The 16,255-nt window shown below is 56.7% G+C and carries 18 protein-coding genes; 2 read left to right on the top strand and 16 right to left on the bottom strand.

The annotated features are described in order from the left end of the window. Positions 1-5: 5 nt before the first annotated feature. Genes P0120_23670 through P0120_23695 form a run of 6 tightly spaced genes read right to left on the bottom strand, consistent with a single transcriptional unit; the run spans position 6 to position 3,264 of the window. Positions 6-365, bottom strand: a complete 360-nt coding sequence (locus P0120_23670) for a GPW/gp25 family protein (GenBank protein ID MDF0677307.1) — start codon at positions 363-365, stop codon at positions 6-8. Then, entirely contained in the window at positions 365-685 is a 321-nt protein-coding gene (locus P0120_23675; GenBank protein MDF0677308.1) for a hypothetical protein, read from the bottom strand. Before P0120_23675 ends, P0120_23670 begins: the two co-directional genes overlap by 1 nt. After that, positions 685-1,182 (bottom strand): phage baseplate assembly protein V, encoded by a 498-nt coding sequence (locus P0120_23680; GenBank protein ID MDF0677309.1) that lies wholly within the window; start codon positions 1,180-1,182, stop codon positions 685-687. The genes P0120_23675 and P0120_23680 overlap by 1 nt, the downstream gene beginning before the upstream one ends. Beyond that, entirely contained in the window at positions 1,179-2,294 is a 1,116-nt protein-coding gene (locus P0120_23685) for a hypothetical protein (GenBank protein ID MDF0677310.1), read from the bottom strand. The genes P0120_23680 and P0120_23685 overlap by 4 nt, the downstream gene beginning before the upstream one ends. A gap of 2 nt (positions 2,295-2,296) precedes the next feature. Continuing rightward, a complete protein-coding gene (locus P0120_23690; GenBank protein ID MDF0677311.1) occupies positions 2,297-2,599 on the bottom strand; it encodes a LysM domain-containing protein in 303 nt (100 codons plus the stop codon). An 8-nt stretch (positions 2,600-2,607) separates the two neighbouring features. Further along, a complete protein-coding gene (locus tag P0120_23695) occupies positions 2,608-3,264 on the bottom strand; it encodes a hypothetical protein (protein MDF0677312.1) in 657 nt (218 codons plus the stop codon). 258 nt (positions 3,265-3,522) lie between these two features. On the opposite strand from P0120_23695, the gene P0120_23700 reads away from it, so the two are divergent. Both P0120_23700 and P0120_23705 read left to right on the top strand, forming a co-directional pair. Beyond that, positions 3,523-3,795 (top strand): DUF433 domain-containing protein, encoded by a 273-nt coding sequence (locus P0120_23700; GenBank protein MDF0677313.1) that lies wholly within the window; start codon positions 3,523-3,525, stop codon positions 3,793-3,795. 24 nt (positions 3,796-3,819) lie between these two features. Continuing rightward, the gene (locus P0120_23705; GenBank protein ID MDF0677314.1) at positions 3,820-4,179 is read left to right on the top strand and encodes a DUF5615 family PIN-like protein; all 360 of its coding nucleotides are present in this window, start codon (positions 3,820-3,822) and stop codon (positions 4,177-4,179) included. A gap of 286 nt (positions 4,180-4,465) precedes the next feature. Here P0120_23705 and P0120_23710 read toward each other — a convergent pair whose 3' ends face one another. From P0120_23710 to P0120_23755, 10 genes are all read right to left on the bottom strand, one after another. Continuing rightward, on the bottom strand, positions 4,466-5,425 hold the full coding sequence (locus P0120_23710; protein MDF0677315.1) for a hypothetical protein: 960 nt from the start codon (positions 5,423-5,425) through the stop codon (positions 4,466-4,468). Between the two features lie 112 nt (positions 5,426-5,537). Further along, a complete protein-coding gene (locus P0120_23715) occupies positions 5,538-6,131 on the bottom strand; it encodes a hypothetical protein (GenBank protein MDF0677316.1) in 594 nt (197 codons plus the stop codon). Next, a complete protein-coding gene (locus P0120_23720; GenBank protein MDF0677317.1) occupies positions 6,128-9,532 on the bottom strand; it encodes a DUF4157 domain-containing protein in 3,405 nt (1,134 codons plus the stop codon). Before P0120_23720 ends, P0120_23715 begins: the two co-directional genes overlap by 4 nt. A 161-nt stretch (positions 9,533-9,693) precedes the next feature. Then, on the bottom strand, positions 9,694-9,972 hold the full coding sequence (locus P0120_23725; protein MDF0677318.1) for a hypothetical protein: 279 nt from the start codon (positions 9,970-9,972) through the stop codon (positions 9,694-9,696). Continuing rightward, a complete protein-coding gene (locus P0120_23730) occupies positions 9,969-12,086 on the bottom strand; it encodes an ATP-binding protein (protein MDF0677319.1) in 2,118 nt (705 codons plus the stop codon). Before P0120_23730 ends, P0120_23725 begins: the two co-directional genes overlap by 4 nt. Then, positions 12,083-13,405 (bottom strand): DUF4255 domain-containing protein, encoded by a 1,323-nt coding sequence (locus tag P0120_23735; GenBank protein ID MDF0677320.1) that lies wholly within the window; start codon positions 13,403-13,405, stop codon positions 12,083-12,085. The genes P0120_23730 and P0120_23735 overlap by 4 nt, the downstream gene beginning before the upstream one ends. Beyond that, positions 13,402-13,599, bottom strand: coding sequence for a hypothetical protein (locus P0120_23740; GenBank protein MDF0677321.1), 198 nt, complete (start codon positions 13,597-13,599; stop codon positions 13,402-13,404). Before P0120_23740 ends, P0120_23735 begins: the two co-directional genes overlap by 4 nt. A gap of 1,094 nt (positions 13,600-14,693) precedes the next feature. Beyond that, a complete protein-coding gene (locus P0120_23745) occupies positions 14,694-15,434 on the bottom strand; it encodes a hypothetical protein (GenBank protein MDF0677322.1) in 741 nt (246 codons plus the stop codon). A gap of 6 nt (positions 15,435-15,440) precedes the next feature. Continuing rightward, complete coding sequence (locus tag P0120_23750) at positions 15,441-15,968, bottom strand: phage tail protein (protein MDF0677323.1); 528 nt, start codon at positions 15,966-15,968, stop codon at positions 15,441-15,443. Between the two features lie 24 nt (positions 15,969-15,992). Continuing rightward, on the bottom strand, positions 15,993-16,255 hold a 263-nt coding region (locus P0120_23755), incomplete at its 5' end, for a phage tail sheath family protein (GenBank protein MDF0677324.1).

Raw genomic sequence — 16,255 nt, forward strand, 5'->3', positions numbered from 1 at the left:
ACGAGCTACACCTTTCGTAAAAACTGAGTCGTACGGCGATCATTCGTCCGCCGCACCAGGTACTGAATAAGGATAGTAAGCCTGCCTTCGTCGTTGTTCGTCACTTCCAGCCGTTCGACCGCAATGAGATCGCCGAGCCACCGTTGCAAGCCCGCCTGAACGGTAAATTGAAGGGCTGTGGCAAGTTCGGAACTGTTCGGCGTGAAGATCATCTGCAGCAGGCCACTGCCGAAATCCGGCCGGTTGACCCGCTCGCCGGGGTTGGTGAAGAGAAACTCTTCAATCATGTCCCGGATGTGGTCCGCTTCCCCGGTCGTTGCCGTGCGACCCACGCGATCGAAATGAAAGGGATAGTCGATATTCATTAATTCCCCCTGACCCGCATCTGCGTCGTGACGATGTTCACCCCTGTCCCATTCGGTGCGCAGATCGCCTGGCTATCTTGCAACAACACCGGAATCCCCCCGGCCTTGATGCGTAATGCCGCCGTCACCCACTGGGCCGTGACGCAGGGCACCGGCGACCCGCTGACATTAAACGGGCATCCAACCACCGTATGAGGGGTGGACTGGGTGACCACCATCTGTCCACTAACCTTCACCCGAGGGTTGGGAGCTGTCGCTTGGGCTTGCCCCGCATGGAGACAGAGCACCGTGGCACCCATATGCAGGAGATACCCTGGCATTACGTCACCTCCAAGGCCCCGCCGTTAACGGACACCTGTGGACCGGTGAGCTTGATGCTGGCATTCTGGCCGTTGGTGATTTCGATCCCCGTCACATTCATCACGATCTTCATGCCCGCAGTCGTCTCAATGGTGACGCCCCCCGCACCGGTTACATCGTTCAGCGTCATCGTCGCGACATCGGTCTTGAGCACCTTCATCTCGGCCACCGCAGGCGAGGCCGGCAACTCCCCCTGCGCCCAGAAACAGCCGGTCCAGATGGGATAGTCCGGATCGCCATGCTCAAACTCGATCCAGACGGACGCATCAGTGGGCGGAATAAGGAACAAGCCCACGTTCTTCCCGGCATAGGGTAAGGCAGGAAGGGCCCACCCGCTTTCCTGTTCACCGAACACATCCTGCACCTTCGCTCGAATCCGTCCCAGCATCAGCGGATCGCGGTTGTCGGACACCACGCCTCGAAACTTTCCGTAAAACGGCGGACCCTGGCCGTTCATGGCACCACCACCGGCGTCAAGGCACCGCGTCCTTCACGCCGAAGCGAAAAGCTCTGCTTGTATTCCCCGCGCTTGACGCGATGCGTGACTTCCTGCACGTAATAGGTGCCGTCGTAGCTTTGTCCCACACCACGAACCCCAACCAATCGGCGTGACCGCAAAGCGCGTCCATAGCGCACGGCGTCCACTTCTCCCGTGGCAGTCACTGCATCCGAAGACTGACTCGCTGAGGACAGGCCCCGTAGCGCCGCCTGAATAGGATTGAGGTTCGCCGTATTCCTGGGCAACGTCTTTCGCAACGAACTTGCCGGTTGCCGAGCCAAGGGAGGATGCAACCCGCTTGGCAAGGGAATCGCGATCGGTCGCTTGGTGAACGGCTCAAGAATAGTGACTTGTGGTTCAGCCGGGCCCAGGGCATCGAAGCTGAACGTCATCGGTTGATCCACATTGGTATCGGCCCCCATATTCATCGTGAGCGCCGGTTGCGGTAGCCCCAACCGATTATCGAGACCCCAATAGGCGTCATTGACGCCGGGGATCATGGTCGGCTCAATGTAAAACACAAAGCCGTTGCGGCGAGCGAGTTCTCGGATGAAATCAAGATCGCTCCCCTGTTGCGAGGGAATCCGATCAACCTGAATCGGCACATCGGTCGTCGGCGTCACGCGAGGCACCAGACCCAGCGTCGCATAATTTGCGATCAGCTTGTTGACGATGACCCAATCGGCCTGGTTGGGAAATGTTTCGCTCTTCTCCTCCAGACTGAGTTTCAGGCTGATATCCTTCCCGAACACAGTCAAGGTGGACTCCACCGGCCTATTGCTGGGGGCTATCTGGTGATTGGTGATGATGCCGTCAATCAACACTTGAGGCAGCACCCCGATAAACACCATAATAATGACTCGGCTCGGCGGATCGAGCAGCCCCGTGAGCAAGAGCCCATAATCGAGGATCGTCTCCTTCCCCAGACTGAACGTCAGCTTGAACCCATCGAAATCTTGATCCCGATTCGTGACTTCCACGTCGGTCAGTGCCTCCATCACCGGATAGGGTGCCGGGATCGGCACCGTCGGGCCGATGAGCAATTGCAGACGGACACCAAGGCTCGGCATGGCTAAATGGCTCCCCCTTGAGGAAACGTGATCTGCAACCGGCGACCGATCGTGCTGGTCAATTCCTCCGACCGCATCGCATTGTTGGCATCGCACAGGCGCCAGAACTGCTCGGGATCGCCGAGATACCGCGCCGTGATATTGTCGAGGCGTTCCCCTTGCGTGACGACATGTTCTGCCACGACCGGCGTATTCGGGCTGACAGCTGGCACAAAACGGCGTCGCAGATACGCAATCTCCTTCCCATCCGCCGGTTCGTATTTGGCGATTTCGATGCCGTGGTAGCGACTGGTGGGAGGAAACATCGGTCACCTCACCCAAGCTTCAACGATGTTGTAAGATTCTGGGCACTGTTCACCACATTGGTAGTCGCCATGACTTCCTTCGCAATCTGATGCGCCAGGAAGAGCGAGTACCCGGGGTTCGAGATCTTCAGATCCACGTAACTCAGCACCGTCAACGTCAAGTCGACCTTGGCCCGGATGGGGTTGAGTAAGGGATCATATGCCTCTTCCGTAATGCTGAAGCCGGTGACACGCACAGGCAGCACGCGCGTCGCCCCCCACACAAACAACGTCAACGGAGCTTCCGGCGGAACGATCTCGATGTTGCCGGCCTGAGCCAGGAGTGAATTGGAAATGACGGTGGCACTCTTGGGGTACAGCAGCATCTCCAGCGCTGCAAGCGGGGGCGAGATCCCTGACACAAGCGCGATCGGATTGGCCTGTTCAAGTTGGTCCGTCGCATCCACCTCGATATTCAGCGTGATCGTTTCCTTGGGAGGACCGGTCAGCCGAAACGCTTCCGATCGGTCGCTCGTCTCTCCGCCACCAGTTGAGCGCGCCTCCAGCCGGCGGGTCAGGGAGTCCGGGTTGTATTGAAACACCACCACGCTGGCGAGTGGATTAACGGCATCGACGCCGACAATCGCGCCTTTCATTAAGCGAGGAGAGTTGGGAAAACTGGTCATCTGTCCCTCATTTCACTATCTGTTATCTCACTTCTCCGATTCTGCCCCCACCCTTCCCACCCGATCCCACCCATACACGCGGGACATTGCCCACCTGGTTGAGCCGCTGCGCCGTTTCGGAATAGATCATCACGGCGCGGCATTGAGGAGTTGGGGCAACCGGGACCTGTGCTCCTGCGCATCGCGCATTCGTTCCGTAACATTGACCGGCCTCGCCGCCTCGGTTATGCTAGGTTCTTTCATCAGGTTGACCTCATCATGCCGAAAGTGCTGCACCCTCATATCACTAACGATCCAGCCGTCTGCGGCGGGAGCCCGCGTATCGACGGGACGCGCATCACGGTCCGAACGGTGGTCATGTATGTGTTGCACCATGGAATGAGTCCCGAAGAACTGTTGGTCTCCTACCCTCATCTCAATCTTGCCTCCATCTACGATGCCTTGTCGTACTACTATGATCATCGGGAAGATATCGATCGCGAGATTGCTGAGAACGATGCGCTCGACCCGGCGAACCGTCCATCTCGATAGTCCTGCCTCGTTTCATGACCATCCATGAAGCTGTATCTCGATGAACATATTCCTCGCGCGTTGGAAGCCTTGCTCACCGAACACGGCATCGATTGTCTCTCGTCCCACGCCGCAGGAATGCTTGGCGTCTCTGACAATGAACAATTGGCGTTTGCCAGCCGCGAGCACCGAGCCATCCTGACATTTGACCGGAAAGACTTCGTGAAGCTTGCAGCCCTCTGGCAAGAAACCGGCCGGACCCATGCGGGCATTCTTCTTTCCAAAGAGGTTCCTTTGCCGGAGCTCCTTCGCCGCCTTCGTCGATTCTTCAGACGACACCGACAGACCGACCTTACCAACCAGGTCTTGTGGCTCCCCACTTCCAGAGAACCAGATTTGCTTTAGAATACTCTGACACAGTTCCGCTGTGGACATTCCCCCCCCAGAGCCCGCGTCGCTTGCTCACGATCCCCTGTCAATTCTGCCTCAGTCATATGCCCCTGCCGCCCAATCGACTCTACCCGCAATTAGTTTTTCCCTTGCGTGACGCCGACTGTTCGGAAAACAGTTCATCTTTTCCCGATGGATTCTCCCTCTTCCAATCGCTGATATAACCTCTTGACTCTAGAAAAGTAGCCTGTCCTCTTTTTCTGTTCACTGACGGTCATTGATTCAATCTTTCACTGTGGTCTTACACATTGGGGATTCCTACCTCAGGAGTGCCTGCTTCGGCACAGTACCGCTTCATTTCGCATCCCTCGAAGCCACGATGCTTCTGAATTTGTTCCCGGTGAGGCGGCTTCGAGCACGGGCTCTTCGAATCAAGAATCTTCAGCGTGAGGCAAGTAAAGCTTTTCTGATAGGCTTCACATTCGGAGCGCAGGCGAACACCTGTCAACTCACGAGTGGCCATTTCATTGCACTTTCCTTTCTTGTCCCAGTCGCTCCCGGCTGCCACATCACAGTCGTGTATCTTTTTCACGATGGGCGTGAGGTGCTTGACATGGACACTCTCATGTTGCTCGACGCATTCACGGACACACGGATCTTTCAATTCAGCTTGGTTGTACTTGACGATCAATCTGCCGGTAAAACTCCCTCCGCTCGGGTCGACCTCGGGGCTCGTGTCACCAAACCAGGTCGGGCTGCAGTCGCTTTTCCCGCTATACGCCGGCTGCACCTTCCGCACCGGTGCCACTTGCACGCGCACCTGACTGAAGTCGTGCCCAAAGCGTGGTTCGAAGAAAGATCGAGTGGCTGAATCAAGCGGCTGGCCTGGTGAGTTCAAAACTTCGTGCACAATGGGTGGTGCCGCGGCGAGGCCAGTTGAACCGCCAGTCCCTCGTCGCTGCACCAGGGGCTGAGCTGCTCTACCACTCCTTCTCGTATTTGCAGCTGATGCAGGCATGCGCATCACTTGCTCGGCCACACGGTCCGCTTCCTGCTCATAGGCATCGCGCGGCTCGCTGATCGCCAACTTCGTTTGGAGCGGCCTGCCATTCACCTGCGTTTTCTGACACTCAGCACACTGCCCCCCACCCAAGGTGTGTGTTCCACAGGCGCATTTGCGTTGAAGCACCGCGCGTGAGACCGGCGTGAAGAGCATTGAACTCTTCTGCATTGTCTGGTTGTGTGTTTTCTCGCTCAACATTTCGATTTCCTCAACCCTGTTGGTCTCTCAGTACTTCAGAAAAATACGCCGCTTTAGTTTTCCAATTCGTTCATTCGACGCTGACCCCGTTGATTCCCTTGTGCATAATGCTTCAAAATTCATTTCGGTACTTCTCCGCTGGCGTTAACACACCTGGATGTTTGCTTGCGGCGATAAGCCTGAGACGCAATTCGTCGTTCACCACAATAAGAGTAGTATCCTCTGCAACATGAAAAATCGGCGGTGCACCCTCAGGAATCGGCCGCACTGCGAAGCTCAAGATACGGTCGATGCCACTTGCACCGGGCAGCCTGGTAACCTTGGAACGCTTGAGATCAAGCGCCGGAACTGAGTCGAGAACATTGACGCCGAAATACTTCAGGTCGGACTTGCCGTGCACGCCCACTGGGATAAATTGCAGGTGCGCGCCTGAGCTCTCTTCAAGAACACGCCTTAGCACCGGCGAAACCAACAGAATGCCAAGGTAGTTTCCTAGATGGTCGAGAAATCGTCCCGGCGTTACGTCTTTGATCATGACCTTGGGGATGGGTGAGAGGCTCTCACCCCGCAGCATGCGAAGATGTTGCTCAGAACTGAAACCGCCCATCTCGGTGACGAAAGCTTTGCCGCGCTCGGGGCCCTGAGGGTACCAGACCCAGTACTTCGGTATCGGCTTGCTCTTAGATGAAACCCGTTTCTTTATCACGATAGCTTCTTTCTCCGCGCCTTAAGCTCGCCCTTCAGGGTACCGATCAAGGCCAGGAAAGGTTCTTCCAGCTTGCCCCAGTCAGTGCCCACGGCTGGATCAGTCTTGAGTTTATTCAATCGGGCAAGCACATTTTCGGTATAATTTTTATGCGAACCGCTGTGAATCTTGTTCGATATACACAAGCCGTTGTCAGCCCCATTGAACTTGAATCCGTTCTTTACCGCGACTTGCACAACAGGGTTCAGGAATAACTCAAGTGGGATCACATGGTGCGCTTCCTGTTTGCTTGAGTCGCATCCCAGTGCGCTCCGCAGTGCCGCACGAGCTGCATTTTTAGGGTCGAACTTGGACAATGTTGCGGCCAGCCGAATGATACGTTTATTGTCGATGGTGAGGGCTGGCAGAAATCGGATCCACGTGAGCGTCCGCCGGATCGTCTTGATCTTGCCCTTGTCCTTGGGGATATACATATACCCAGTTGGTAGCGCGGGGCTGGTGCGCGATTCCACCTTGCGCCCGACAAGCTTTGTAACCTTATCCTTGATCTCAGTGATTTGCTTTTCTTTCGCCGGCGAAGTAGTCGTTGCGCCCTTGAGTTCGGCGATGACCGAGGCAGAGAACCGCTTGGCCAACCGCTTGAGCAAATCCTTATAGTCCGGCTGAAGCACAAGACTGCCCCAGTTTTGTTGTTGCGCCGTATGTGCAAGCTCATGGTAAAGCAGACGCTGGCCTTCGCTTGTGCTGGGTTGGAACTTGCCAGAGCCGAAGTAGAGATCATTGCCGATGGCAAAGGCATTGGCGTGCAAGCGTTCACTGGCTACAACAGCCGCTGGGTCGGTATGCACACGAATACTCCCGAAGAGGTGGCCCAGGCGCGTCTCGGCCTCGGTGCGGACCTTCTCATCCAGAGGGTCACCGTCTGATTTGCCGATCTGCCGGGCGATCGTCGCTGGTGACAAGCGGTGGTTGGCATAACCAGGCTTGCGCGATGGCTTGATGATGGCCTTGACCTCTTGTGGCAACTCTTCAAGGAAACCCGGGCCGAGCTCATCAATGATCTTTTGTAAGTCGTTGGCTGCTGCGTCCATCGTCGGCTGTACGAGTTTGATCAGCGACCGGATGGCATCGTTCAGTCCATTCAGCGCTTCCTCGGGGATCAAGGGGGCGATCACGTTGTCGGCGATGGCCTTATCTATGCCTACCCCTTTTGCCGCTTTAACCACTGGCTTGTAGAGCTTTGGAACGGCTGAAAGGATTGCTGCGGTCACGGCGCGCGCCAATTCCTCGTAAGTAACCAGATCGGACTCGCTAAGTTTTTCGATCCCGGTCTTGAGTAGCTTAGGTGCGGAGTCCAGCTTGAGCTTGAGCTTCCCAGCAAAATCAACGGCGAATTCGTCGGCGGCGGACTGCAGGTCCAGATCAGCAAGTTTGCTGGGGTTGGCTGCCATGTCGAGCAAGGTCTCGAGAGCAGGGGCAGCTTCCAACATCAGGCCGACGCCGCCTATTGCGGACTGAACTGCACTACGCACCTTGAATACAGGTTTTAGAACCTTACGTAGCTTGCCAACCGTTGCGACAAGCTTAGTGGCCAGAGCGGCAATACCTTTGCGGCTGGGATTCTTGCTCCTCTTGGGCGGCTTAACCTCATTGGCAACCCAGGCCTCGATAGCGGTGATGGCGGCATTATCCTTCAAGCCCAACGCGATCTCGAGTAGTGTCGTAGAATCCTGGAACAGCTCAGCCAGCGCATCGCGGTGTTCAGCCAGGTCTTTCAACATGCGCAAAGTCTCAGACATGGCCTCCATTTCTTCGGAGTCGCCCAGTACTTCCAGCGCATCTTCCAGAAAATCTATCAAGGGCTGAGGTAGGTCAAGCAGACCGAACACGCCGTACTTGCTGCCACCCTTCTTTTCGCCGGGGATGCCGCCACTGCTCTTGTCGCCGCTCTTGCCGGGAAGGGGAAGTCCTCCGGTTCCTTTTTCACCTTCCGGGACAGCATCGGGTTGTTGGCTGGGCTTCTTCTCACCCTCCTGAGGTTGGCCACCTGTTTCACCAGGCGGACGAGTCTTCTCGATATCCGGTGGTTTGTCTTCCACTTCATGAGTCTGCCTCCCTTTCGCAGGCGGCGGACTGGGAATAGTGATGGTAGGGGTGCCGGATGGGCCTGTTGGATCATCGGCGGAGGGCTTTTCTGCCGGCTTGTCCAACTGCTTATCGCCGGGTTTTCCGTAGACCAGCAGGAAGATACTTGCAGCTTTTTTGAACGCCTTTTCCGTTTCTGCCGGATCATCAAATGTCCAGATATACTTGCCCCCGCCTACGATTTGGGTGTCATACCTCCCGCCACCCAGTGGAGTCAGTTTTATTTCGAAATATCCAGAGGAAATACCGAGTTTTTGGGACTCAAAGGCACGTACCTCAAGGATTTGCTCATTCTTCGCGTCAAAGAAAAGTATTTCACCTATCAAGGTTTCCTTGGTTCTATCCGGGGCCAATTGAATACGGCTGGCGCTATCTGTAGATAGCGCTGTTTGCCGGGAGGCAAGCGCTGCGCCTTGCTGCAAGACGTGGGTCAGCTCATGTGCCAGCAGGCGTTGGCCGGCTGTCGATACTGGGTCGTAGCGGCCGGCGTCAAAGAAAATGTTAGGGCCGGTGGTGAAGGCCAGCGCATGGATCGAGCTGGCTAGACGGGCGGCATGGCTGTCTGTGTGCACACGCACGCCACCAAAGTCGGCGCCAAACGCCGTCTCCATGCGTGATCGAATCGGATGCGCCAAGGGCCGGCCGCTGCTCCGTGTCTGCTCGATGCCGCGTAGCAATTGCCCTGTGATATCGGGAGGTCGCAGGATCGCCGCATCGCTGTTCTGTTTCGCCTGTACCACCTCGTCGCTATCCTCAACATCGTCTGCCTCGTCTTCGTCGCTGCCTTCGACTTCCGGTTCGGCCATCGCCGCATTCGCGGCGGCATCCGCAGCATCCTCGTCAGGATCTCCGGTACGCTGGAGCATATTGGGCACGCCGAAAGATATAGCAATTGGCATATCCTCTTCAGCCTTCAGCTCACAATCCACACAGCCAGAAGACTGGACGAGACCAACTGTATCTGCCGTTTTTACCGATGGTGTGGAAAATGGCCTTGGCGAGGCCAAGCGGCTGAGCACCATATCGGCAGTGCGGTCGGCTTCCCGCTCAAGTGGATCGTCTGGAACACTCACGGTATTAAAGCGTTGGAGGCGCGGTGGAGCACCGCTGACGGCAGGATACGCTGGCGTCGCCATCACCCGATCAGCGATCCGGTCCGTTTCCTGTTCAAGCAGGTCATTGGTAACCCCAATGCTAAGTTTCCGCTGGAGAAAGCCTTTAGTCTGCGCACACTCCGTGCATTCCACACCACCCATCGTGTGCGTTCCGCAGGCACACTGACGTTGAAGGAGGCCACCGGAGCTCGACCGAAGCCCCTGATTCTTCCCCGTTTCGACCTGTACACCAGTCCGTTCCATTCCCGCTCTTCCCTTAGCCTCGCGGCCACTCTCTCACTCAGCTTGTCTACAACTCGCTCCTAATGCCTCTTCGCCGACGAATGATTCCCAACTCCTTGATACACCGCTTGGGCGATCTGCCGTCCGAGTTGTACTGGAGTCATGCCTTCGGCCATGTGCATCACAGTAGGAGATACGGATGGACGGGCACCTCCGGCCATGGTGTCCGGCCCAACGCCATTCACCTCGATCAACCGTGCGAGTTCCCGTTCGACGGCCCCCTGCACGAGTGCCCGCTGGCTCCCTACGATCGGCAGGTCGTCCAGGATCAAACGCTCAATGTGGAGTCGTACGTTCATGCGACGGCTTCCGTTGCGTCGTCCCATTGAAAGTCAGCTTCGTAAATCGGCCGTTCCAGTTTGCGAAACTCTGCCCGGGCTGCGTCAAAGATCAGTGGCATGGTCACCGGGGATCCGGCATCAGCTGCGAGAAACGCGGCATTCATTGCGACATTGTTGATATTCCCGCCGTTCAGATTGAGTTGTGCCAACCGGTCGAAATCAAGCTCCGCCGTCTGTGTGGCGCGTGGAAACACTCGTTCCCAGATGGCCTTCCGCTGCTGGATGCCGTGGGCACGAAACTCCACGACGAACCGGATGCGGCGCATGAAGGCCGAGTCCAACGCACTCTTTCGGTTTGTCGCCAGAATGGCCAGCCCCCGGTACGCTTCGATGCGTTGCAGGAGATAGTTGATTTCGATATTGGCGTAGCGATCGTGGCTGTCTTTCACCTCGCTGCGTTTGCCGAACAGGGCGTCCGCCTCATCGAAGAAGAGAATCGCTCCGCCGTCCTCCGCAGCATCGAACAACCGCCGAAGATTCTTCTCCGTCTCCCCGATGTACTTACTGACCACCGCCGACAGGTCGATCCGATAGAGACTCAACCGTAAGTCGTTTGCGAGCACCTCTGCCGCCATCGTCTTCCCGGTGCCGCTCTCGCCCGCAAACAGGGCGTTGATGCTCAACCCGCGTGCGCGCGTGGCCGCGAATCCCCATTCGTCGTACACACGGGTGCGGTTCGCCACCTGTGCGGCAAGTTGATGCAGAAGGTTGAGCTCCTGCTCAGGAAGGACAATATCTTTCCAAGAGGCTTTTGGCTCGATCCGCTGCGCCAGGATTTCCAGTCGCGGACGGGTGTCCACGACACAAGCCTCCCAGAGCTGTTGCGGAATCGACTGTTGCCCGACGGCAGGAGATGACAGCGTCGTCTGAGCGATCTGATGAATAGTCGTGAGGTTCAGGTTGAACTGACCGGCGAGTCGCGCAGCCGTGCCGTTCTGCTGAGCACCTAAGAGAGCGTCCCACGCCAGATACTGTTCCGCTTGGGTCGGCTTCCCGATGTCGAGCGAAACAGAAGTGCGGCCCATTTCCATCCGACGATCCTGGGTGTCGAGGAAGAAGATTCCTCTGCTTCGAGCCAGGAATCGATGTAGGGCGGAGGCATGGGTCTCGTTCGCAGTCGTCTTCTCCACCTCATGGGCGTCCAGATACAGGGCAAAGGGCCAGAGAACCGATTCGCGCATCAGCAGCCGCGTCAGCTGCTCCAGTTCAGCTGGCTGTGAAGGAAGCACGTCGATAGGGAGCCGATAGAGGGGCAGGCCGAGCGCTGCAGCTGCATGACTCGCAACCAGTTGTTTGCTCGGTGAATCGGTACCCAGCAGTTGCATGACTGGGATAGTCTGAAGCGATCCGGCAGTCTGGACCTGATTCACAATCGCGTCTACCGCATGCCGTTGCGACGGTGGAAGGTCCACACTTCGATCGTCATACCGTACTGGCAGCAGCAGCGGCACGAGGCGATCATCCACGTAATTGAGCCCCTTTATATAATTGACAATGCGCTCGTCGGCCCGCAGGGCGCTGGTCGTGAGCGGCTGCGCCCCTGGCTGATTGATTTCGAGCAGCCGCCAGTACCGCAACGGCCGTTCCGGTGAGAGCACATCCCAGGCCGGTTCGGCAAACAAGGCCAACGAAAGCGCAAAGGTAGGATACCGGGCCGTTGGATCATCCTGGGCCTGTGCACAGAGCGACGGCATCCGCATGTCGAATTCCATCGACGCACAGAGCAACAGCACCTCGCTCTCAAACCGCGACAGGCCAAGATTACGGCGCAAGGTCACCAAGGTCGGAGGATGCTCTGCTGTCTCAAATGCCGCCAATTCCTCAGCGGCTCGAGTAAGGTGCTCGTCGCCAACACTCTTGGCGCCAGCGGAAGGTCTTGTCTGTGCGCCAAGATCGCCCGATTGTCGCCGAACGACCTTGCGTGGGGCCGAGCGAGCCTCAGATTGCACCGGCGATGTCGAACTCGCCGACTGCTGGATGAACCAGACCAGGCGCAGCCGCAACCAGGCCAGCGCCTTTCTCAGATACTCATCGTTCTGTTGCTGCCAGGGTATTTGTTTAGAGTCCTTCATTTAACTGTTACCGCCCACTTCATCTTATTTATCTCATCGTAGACTGGGGGCGTGTTACTCTCACGCCATTTCTTGAGAATACTGTCTACAATCTTCGCATCATCCTCATCCAACCTGTTCCAATCAATGAATGCACTATCCGCTCCGTCAACCCGTAGCCGGACGAAATAATTACCAGGGGCGATGCTCTTCAGACGAAACTTCACGGTATCCGTTTGTGCTGGTCGTGCCTCGGGAAAAAGTTCATGATCTCCCAACAATACCGACACACGTTGGGTACCCCTTACCTCAGGGCGGCATTCTACGGTCAGCACAGCATCGCGCTTGAGTGTCTTCGGTTTCACGTCCTTGATCGTTGGGGTAAGAGACAGGCTGAGGGCATTGGTTGTCCGTTCACTCCCCGTTGTCGTCTGACCGGTCGGCGCGATGCGGGCGGTCAGCACATAGAGACCTGCCGGCAGATCGGCCGGTTTGTTGGGAACGGTCACTCTTAATTCGTTGGCCGTTCCGCCCTCGACCGGAATCTCCATAGGCTTCTTGAGCAGCGGATGCATCAGATGTACGACCGTTGAACTTCCGTCCAGATGATGTCCCTTGATCAGAAGCTCATCTCCCAACAGCGCACCGGGCTGTTGTTTCGGCAGGTCTAGTAGTGCTTTCAACCTCTCAAGTGACCCTGGTATCGATATCGTGATTTCCGTCAGCGTCGGAAACGGCGGAGTCAAATTGGCCTGAACCATCACTTGTCGAGTCAATACGGGGAGCGGCGTTCTCGTCGGACGTGTACTCTCAATCAGCACAACGGAAACCTGGTAAGCCGCCGACAAGCGATAATGAATCTGAAAGGTCGTCCAGAGCTTCGACATCTCTTCAAAGAGCAGCGGCTGAAGCGTAATGCGAACGCGTTCCACCTGCTCAGCCAAATCACTCTCAGGGAAAGGGGTTCTCACAGCATCCTTGATTTCCTCTGTTCCCAGAAGCGGATGGTCATGAAAAACGCTCATGGCTTTGCCCAAAAGAGCGTGACTAGTCGTCTCATCCCGTTCATCCCCACTATACGCCGTCAGCAAGTAGTACAGCGTGAGCGGTAATGGGGGGTGGCCCGTTTCTCCGGATTTCACCCGCCCTGGCATGTCCATATTGCGAAAGGCCGCATTGGGTAAGGCCTGATAGAGAAAGAGATTGATCCGTTGCTTGTCGGCATTGATCCCTTCCGGTGCCTTGTCGAGTGGCCTGACCGTCACGTTTTCAATTCCACCCTTTTCGAGCAGCCGACGTAACGTCGCGGTTACCGAGGCGATCGCCAGAGAGTTGCTCATCCTCCACCCCGAGCACCACGACCCTTGAGATAGTCGTCGAGACTCATAGACGATTGTGGCTTTCGGCCCTTCTCTTGACGCACTGGAGGAGCAACCGCACGCACCTCCACCCGACCAATGGTCACCTGCACAACCGGTTCTACCCGCTTCGCTCTGTCCGTCACCGATGTATGACCGACAGTGGCTGCCGTCATTGGTGAAGCAACGCGTCGTTCTACCCTAAATGTCTTCGAGGCCAATGGCACGGCAAGAGAGTGAGCCGATGGTTGCTGCTGATCCGCTGGTGAGAAGGATGTCCTCGGAATATCCCCTAGCCTGCGCGATGTGACTTGCTGCGATTCCCTCCCGACCTTTGTTGCTGACGCTGAAGAGACAAGGGAAGGATCAAGCGAGAATTCACCGATATTGGGCATCGCACCAGATACTGCCTTGCGAAGTGCCGGGATAGTCCCGTCCGACTCAGTCACCGTTGTCGACAGTCTAGCCTGGGATTGACCATCGCTTTGCCCTGTCGGTGCTCCAACAAGAGGATCCACAGGCGACGAAACACTCCCGTATGGCCCCCGCCCAGCGACATAGCTCTTTGACGCACGATCCGGTGCCCGTGCTGTTGTGACTATTTGAGGAATCGGCCTCTTTTCATCAGAGAGATCGTCAATCGGGGGAGAAGCGTGGCCTCTGCCCGTTTCATTCGCCTGACCATTCGGTACCCGTCGCGCAGGACTTGCGGACTGGCCTGCGGCCTTGTGACGTACGGCTGTTTCCTCTTGATCAGGTCCAATAGAAGCGCCAGGAGTGGAACCCACCGCTACGCTGCTGTCTATCGGTGAGAGGCTGACCGGTTTGCCATCGGATAAAGGTCTTGGTGTGGCCAGCCGCTGCTCAGAATCCATAGAGACCGATGCCGGCAGAGTCGTTACGGTATTAGCTTCTGAAGCAACATCCTTCGGCTCGGGGACAGAGGTGGTCTTCGAAAAAGAGTGCCGCCGCCCAAGTGCAGCAGAGGATTCCAACGTCTGTTTCCGCTGCTGAGCTTCTTGTTCAAAAATTGGTCCGGCCTCCTCTCGGCCTTGCACTGGAGCGTTCAGAGATTGGCGCGCTGGCTGATCAGGTCTGGGATCCTGCTCGTTCAGATTGACTGCCCGATCTGGTTCCTCGCCAGGAAACCACCATGGCACCTCGCCGGCCATGGAGCCAGGCGATACAGGGTCGAACATCGACGACAAACGAGGCTGAATCGTGCGTTCAGGGTACCGGGTACGGATGAGGAGGTTCGTCAGATAATCGCTCATCCCTGCACCATGTCCAAATAGCACTGACGCCGCCAGGCACTCATCCCAAGAATGTCACTCTCAGCCCACCCATATGCAGAAGCCAGAATGTGTACTTCGCGTAGAACCCGCTTCGTCCAAGCACTGATCTCATGCCACACAAACGACACAATATCGAAGATGGCTTCCCACTGATGCCCACACACGCCACAGGTCACCGCAAGCTGTACATCACCTTGAGGATCGGCCAGTGCCATCTGCTCAATCACCCCCCGAGCCACAGAATTGGGCAGATCGGTTGTAGTTTCTCCATCATGATGAAGCACGCGCAGCAGACAGCGCTTCAGTAGTAATTGTTTGGCCGCTGTTGGCTCCTTCTCGTTCATGACCGCCAGCAAATCCTCACTCGCCGGCAGCCGGAAGGTCACCCGGTAGTCGTCGACGTCGGAAACACACTCCCCTCGATCTTCGTCTGACTTGCACTCCACCGGCACGCGAATCTGATCGACATGAAACGCAAGATCGAGGTTGTCATGACATTTGGGGCACACAACCACGGTCTGCACGCGCGAACCAAACAACTGTTCACGCAACGTGAGCAAGAGCGCGTCACGACGGCCTATAGGCAGACGCTCAAGATCACTGATCTCCGTCTTAGGAACGGCGGCGGCCAGCAAGCTCAGTGCTTGCACAACCGGGGACTCGCTCGCCCCACGCTCCCAGACCGCTAAGAGACTCCTAGCAGATAGCGAAGACATAGATGCTTATGCTGCCGGCTCTGTAAAACTCGGTTCAGTTGGTTCCGTTACTTCGTAATCCCGTTCCCATCCTTCGTTCTCCAGCTTGATGGTCTGGATCGCCACGGCGTTGGCGTTGGCATCCAAGTCCGGCTGAGCCTGGAATTCGGAGGCCCAGCAGCGATAGACCTTGTACGCGATCGCAAGCTGCCCTGCCTCGTTGTACATCTCGATAATGATATCCTTGCGAAAATCCTTGAGCGAGACTTCCATGCCCAACCCTGAGCCATAGTTCCACACCTTGTTCGCCCATTTTTCGAATTCGGTATCGTGTGTCACGCCACGCTCCAGGGTAATCGCCTCGTATTTCGTACGACCCGGAGATTTTCTGCTGCTCGACGGATCACCGCCTTCCCGGTGCTCGACCACCTCGGTAGTCCGCTTTAATGAACTCACCTTGCTGACCCCGGCAACGTACTTGCCGTCCCATTTGACTCGAAACTTGAAGTTCTTATAGGGATCGAACCGCTGTGCGTTCACGCTAAACTGCGCCATGCTTGTCCCTCCTCACATCAATCGCTAGACTTCGATTTGCCCGGCCATTTGCTGCAATTTGATAATGACAAACTCCGCCGGCTTGAGCGGTGCAAAGCCGACCACGATATTCACGATTCCAAGATTGATATCGTTCTGCGTGGTGGTCTCCTTGTCGCATTTCACGAAGTAGGCATCGCGCGGCGTGCTGCCCTGAAAGGCCCCCTGCCGAAACAGATTGTGCATGAAGGCCCCGATGTTCAGCCGGATCTGAGCCCACAACGGTTCATCGTTCGGCTCAAAGACGA

The organism is Nitrospira sp. (assembly GCA_029194675.1).
Taxonomy (GTDB): domain Bacteria; phylum Nitrospirota; class Nitrospiria; order Nitrospirales; family Nitrospiraceae; genus Nitrospira_D.